This window comes from Paenibacillus sp. N119s, assembly GCF_059447605.1.
Map to the genome: position 1 here is coordinate 1 of NZ_JCAJRU010000312.1, position 4,812 is coordinate 4,812.

The following is a 4,812-nucleotide window of genomic DNA, read 5'->3' on the forward strand; positions in this document are numbered from 1 at the left end:
ACACTACATGAAGGATCCTAGAATACTTAAGCTGGCGGAAAATCTGGTAGGTTACTCTGTTGAAGTGCAGCCTGGAGAAAATGTATTGATCGAAATGATTGGTACAGAACGTGACTTGCTTAACGCCATTATTCACGAGGTTGGTAAAAAAGGCGGAAATGTTTTTGTTCAGCTTACGGATCGTAAGGTACAAAGCGCTATGCTTCGCAATGCAACAAAGGAAATGCTGGAGACTTGGGCTGAAATTGACCTCAACCGGATGAAGCAAATGCATTGTTACATCGGAATTCGTGCTGGCGAAAATGTAAATGATCTGTCCGACGTACCGGAAGATAAAATGAAAATGTATAATTCTATTTATCAGCATGCGGTACATAGTGAACAACGTGTGAAGCACACAAAATGGGTAGTGCTGCGTTATCCGAATGATAGTATGGCTCAATTGGCCAATATCAGTACGGAGGCATTCGAAGATTTTTATTTCGATGTATGTAATCTGGATTACGCGAAAATGGACAGAGCTCAAGATGCATTGGCAGATCTGATGAACCGGACAGACAAAGTACGAATCAGTGGCCCAGGTACAGACCTGAGCTTCTCGATCAAGCAAATCGGAGCCGTTAAATGTTCGGGTCAATGCAATATTCCGGATGGCGAGGTTTACACTGCGCCTGTACGCGATTCAGTTAATGGAACCATTAGCTATAATGCACAAACTTTGTATAATGGAATTACCTTCGAGAATGTTAAATTCCGTTTTGAAAATGGTAAAATCGTGGAAGCGACAAGCAACGATACCAAGCGGTTAAATGATATTCTCGATTCCGATGAGGGAGCACGCTACATTGGCGAGTTTGCTATCGGGTTTAACCCGCACATTTTACATCCCATGAAGGACATCCTGTTTGATGAGAAAATTGCTGGCAGCTTGCATTTTACACCAGGTCAAGCTTATGAAACTGCGGATAACGGTAACCGTTCTTCAATTCATTGGGATTTGGTATTGATTCAGCGTCCGGAATATGGTGGCGGTGAAATTTATTTTGATGATGTTTTGATCCGTAAGGATGGCATTTTTGTGCTGCCAGAACTGGAGCCGTTAAATCCTGAAAACTTGAAATAATGATATCTGTTCTTGCTGAGAAAGCGATTTCAATGTATCATTATGAATGAGCATTGATACATGACAATCCAGTAAAGCGAGGGATCTCACTATGTCCAACAATAATGCGGCGGTTGTTGAAATTGCACAGACGGCGAGCAAATTCACTTCCTCCATCGTCCTTCATTCCGAAAATAAGTATATTGATGTGAAAAGTATACTGGGCTTGTTTACGACCTTGGTCAGCAGTCACAGTTATGAACTGCACGTTCATGGGCCTGACGCCGAGGAAGCCAAAAAAGCGATTGTTGAGGTGTTCCAGAAGCACGGTCTGCACATTTCAGTAGCCACCTAACTTATTGAGGAAGCAAAAGCATCCCTACCTGTAACTGTAGGGATGCTTTTTTTGTCAGGTTCTTGTATTAGCCTGCAATTTGGTCTAATATTAAGGTTAGGACGTCTTGTGCGACATTGAGACATAGGGGGGAAGAATCCATGACTTCATCTGATTTGCAGGAACAATTGAATATCAAGGCGATTAATCTGCTTCAGGAAGATGCAGGTAAAATAAAGAAGCTTATTGAAGTACAGATGGAGAATCTGGCAACCCGTTATTGCCCTCTCTATGAGGAAGTGCTGGATACTCAGATGTACGGATTTTCCAAGGAAGTGGATTTTGCGGTTCGTGCCGGACTTCTTCCGGAAATGGTAGGTAAACAGCTGGTCAGTGAGCTGGAACGCAATCTGGCTATTCTATATGAGGCCATGAATAATAAGGCTAATTAGGAAGACGGTTGAATTGATGAGAGCATGCGAAGTTTGAGAGCATGCTTTTTTTGATGCCGTTTTTTAATAAGGGGACGAGAGTCGCTTTTACGTTCACCTTTGCCCTAGAATTTTAAAAACTTAAGGTGCTATATCGTCTAAAAAATTCAGGGCAACAGTGAACAGAAATTAAAGAAACTTTTAACACTTTGGAAGCTACACAAGGAAGAAAGATACACCTAACAATACATACACTACCAGCAGCATGAGCCCTTCATACCAGTTGGTTGAGCCGTCCTGGGTGATGGATTTGGCAATAAATACAGCGACAGCAATCGCTACTAGTTCAATGGTGGTGAAAACGATATTCATCGTGTTTCCCATAAAGTAACTGACAAAAATCAGCACAGGGGCAACGAATAGGGCAATTTGCAAACTGCTGCCAACCGCAATTTCGACCGATGCACCGATTTTGTTCTTCATGGCCAGTAGAATGGCAGCGCTATGTTCAGCCGCATTACCAATAATAGCGACAAGAAATGCACCTACGAACAATTCACTCAGACCAAATTGGATCGTAAATACTTCCAGTGTTCCTACCAGCCATTCGCTGACAAAAGCGACCATAACGGTAGCGAGTACCAAATAGGCAATGGATTTGTTTCTAGACCATATAGGAGCATGCTCATGCGGTAACTCTTGATCTTTTTGTTCGGTTACATCGGCTAAATAGTCCTTATGCGTAATCATAGAAAAAATAAGCCACGCAATATACGCGACAATGAGCGTGCCTGCGACAATAAGGCTGAGTGTATCTGATTCGCTATCTGTGATCACGTGTGTGTTCAGAAAGACAGCTGGAACAAACAAGGCAATAACAGCCACAATCATTAGGGAACCGCTTAAACCAGCTAGTGATATATTGAAATTTTGTACTTTGTATTTCAAACCGCCAGCAAACAGACTTGCTCCGAGCACCAGCAGTAGATTGCCGATGATCGAACCGGTAAGGCTGGCCTTTACCATATCGTAAAGACCTTCTTTGACAAGAAAGATGGCGATGATTAGTTCGGCTGCGTTACCAAAGGTGGCATTTAGGAATCCACCTAAACGTTGGCCAGCATAATGCGCGACACTTTCAGTTGCTCTACCGAGAAAACCGGCTACGAATACAACAGAAATCGCACAAATGAGAAATTGGGCAATGGCGTTCCAATGTGTGTAATGAGCGATTGCGCTAAGAGCAAATGTCACTATAAGCAAAGCGGGAGATAACCATTTTTTCAATGAAGAGCACCTCGATATCAATAGTTGTGTACAAGTTTGGCGAATACTGTCACTTGTATGGATTTTCTAAATTAATATACCCAAAACGTTATAGGTTGTAAACGAACGATGTTTTTCATATGTAAGGTTTGCATTTGGTGTGGCTGAGGCTTTACAATACAAATAAAGGATGTATGAAGGGGGACATAGGTCATGGCAGAGCAAATTCAACAACTGGAAGCAGGAAACATCAAGATTTCCAACGATGTCGTAGGAAAAATTGCCGGGATGGCCGCATTAGAGACACCAGGCATTGCTGCAATGTCAGGCGGCTTATCGGAAGGCTGGGCGAAAAGGCTGAGCGGTAAAAATGTGCAAAAGGGCGTATCAGTGGAGGTTGGACAACTGGAAGCTGCCATTGATCTACGTATTATCGTGCTCTACGAAACACCTATTCATGAGGTGTCCCGAATTCTTCAGCAAAATGTGCGAGAAGCCGTCGAAAGCATGACGGGTTTGCGGGTCGTGGAAGTGAACGTAAAAGTGGAGGGTGTCGCCTTCAAGGACGACGCGGTGTAATTGACCACCATACGTAAATTTACATTTTTTAAACATTGGTGCAGGGGGCCCTGCGATAATCCGAATAAGAACACGAAAACTGGTGGTTATAAAACGCCAGTTTTCGTTTTGTGAATCTGCTATATAACATTTTGCAGACGGACACGTAGTTATATACTTATACATATGCATAGGCAAAAAAAGAACTTCCAATGCCACCGTAATTAGTGGTCAGATGGAAGTTCTTTTTTTAGCGATAACGGTTGGTTCTACGAGTTTGAAAGCGATTGGGAACTTCATTACGGACAGTTACCCCTGTAGTGCGTTCCTGCACAGCTTGTTTGGTATTCTCACGAGAAATACTGAGCATGATGCCCATGGAAAACATCATGACAAGCAGGGAGGAGCCACCAAAGCTAATAAACGGAAGCGTTACACCTGTGATTGGAATGGTTTGGGTTACCCCGCCGATATTAATGAAGGCCTGAATGGCGATCAAACCCATGATACCAGTGCCCACCAACGTTCCGAACGGATCATGACAGCGCAGAGCAATGATCATGCCTCGCCAAATGAAATACAAATATAGCATCAGAAAAATAGCTGTTCCGATAAATCCAAACTCTTCACCAATGACAGAAAAGATAAAATCATTAAACGAATTGGGCAGATAATGAAGCTTGATAATGCCTTTCCCAAATCCTGATCCGCTTATGCCGCCCTCGCCAATAGCTTGCAAGGACTGTACCAGATTGTATCCCGTTCCTTGTCTATACTTTTCAGGATTAAGAAAAGCTTGAAAGCGTCCAATTTTATAATCTTGTTTGGCAGCAGTGGCTTGCCCATTTGCGCTGTCGGAATCTCCTCCAAACAATGATCCAATACCAAACACGATGGAAGCACCTAGCACGAGCAGGATGATGGATGCTGTAATGTGCTTGACGCTGGCTCCCCCGGCATAAATAATCAGACCACTGGTGGCTACCAAAATAAAGCAGGAGCCTAAATCCGGTTGAAGCATGATGAGTCCTGCAACAAAGCCTACAATGACCGTTACAGGTATGTAGCCAGTCCGTAAATCTCTAAATCGATCTCCTTTTTTCACAATCAGCGCGGATAAG

At 43.2% G+C, this 4,812-nt stretch carries 6 protein-coding genes; 4 read left to right on the forward strand and 2 right to left on the reverse strand.

Annotation, left to right across the window (positions count from 1 at the left end; translation table 11 throughout):
• Positions 1 to 7 precede the first annotated feature (7 nt).
• The 3 genes from AC5V8P_RS23460 to AC5V8P_RS23470 all read left to right on the forward strand — a co-directional run bounded on the left by AC5V8P_RS23460 (position 8) and on the right by AC5V8P_RS23470 (position 1,888).
• Entirely contained in the window at positions 8 to 1,123 is a 1,116-nt protein-coding gene (locus AC5V8P_RS23460) for an aminopeptidase (RefSeq protein ID WP_064796298.1), read from the forward strand.
• Between the two features lie 91 nt (positions 1,124 to 1,214).
• A complete protein-coding gene (locus AC5V8P_RS23465) occupies positions 1,215 to 1,457 on the forward strand; it encodes an HPr family phosphocarrier protein (protein ID WP_063213642.1) in 243 nt (80 codons plus the stop codon).
• Between the two features lie 140 nt (positions 1,458 to 1,597).
• Positions 1,598 to 1,888, forward strand: coding sequence for an Fpa/YlaN family protein (locus tag AC5V8P_RS23470; RefSeq protein WP_064796299.1), 291 nt, complete (start codon positions 1,598 to 1,600; stop codon positions 1,886 to 1,888).
• A gap of 195 nt (positions 1,889 to 2,083) precedes the next feature.
• Here AC5V8P_RS23470 and cax read toward each other — a convergent pair whose 3' ends face one another.
• On the reverse strand, positions 2,084 to 3,154 hold the full coding sequence (cax, locus tag AC5V8P_RS23475) for a calcium/proton exchanger (protein ID WP_064796300.1): 1,071 nt from the start codon (positions 3,152 to 3,154) through the stop codon (positions 2,084 to 2,086).
• Positions 3,155 to 3,346: 192 nt separating this feature from the next.
• On the opposite strand from cax, the gene AC5V8P_RS23480 reads away from it, so the two are divergent.
• Positions 3,347 to 3,712 carry an Asp23/Gls24 family envelope stress response protein gene (locus tag AC5V8P_RS23480; RefSeq protein ID WP_013310912.1) on the forward strand — a complete coding sequence of 122 codons (366 nt, stop codon included), beginning with the start codon at positions 3,347 to 3,349 and terminating at the stop codon, positions 3,710 to 3,712.
• 229 nt (positions 3,713 to 3,941) lie between these two features.
• On the opposite strand, the gene AC5V8P_RS23485 is transcribed toward AC5V8P_RS23480, so the two are convergent.
• Positions 3,942 to 4,812, reverse strand: an 871-nt coding sequence (locus AC5V8P_RS23485) for an FtsW/RodA/SpoVE family cell cycle protein (RefSeq protein WP_495473917.1), incomplete at its 5' end; no start/stop codon positions are given.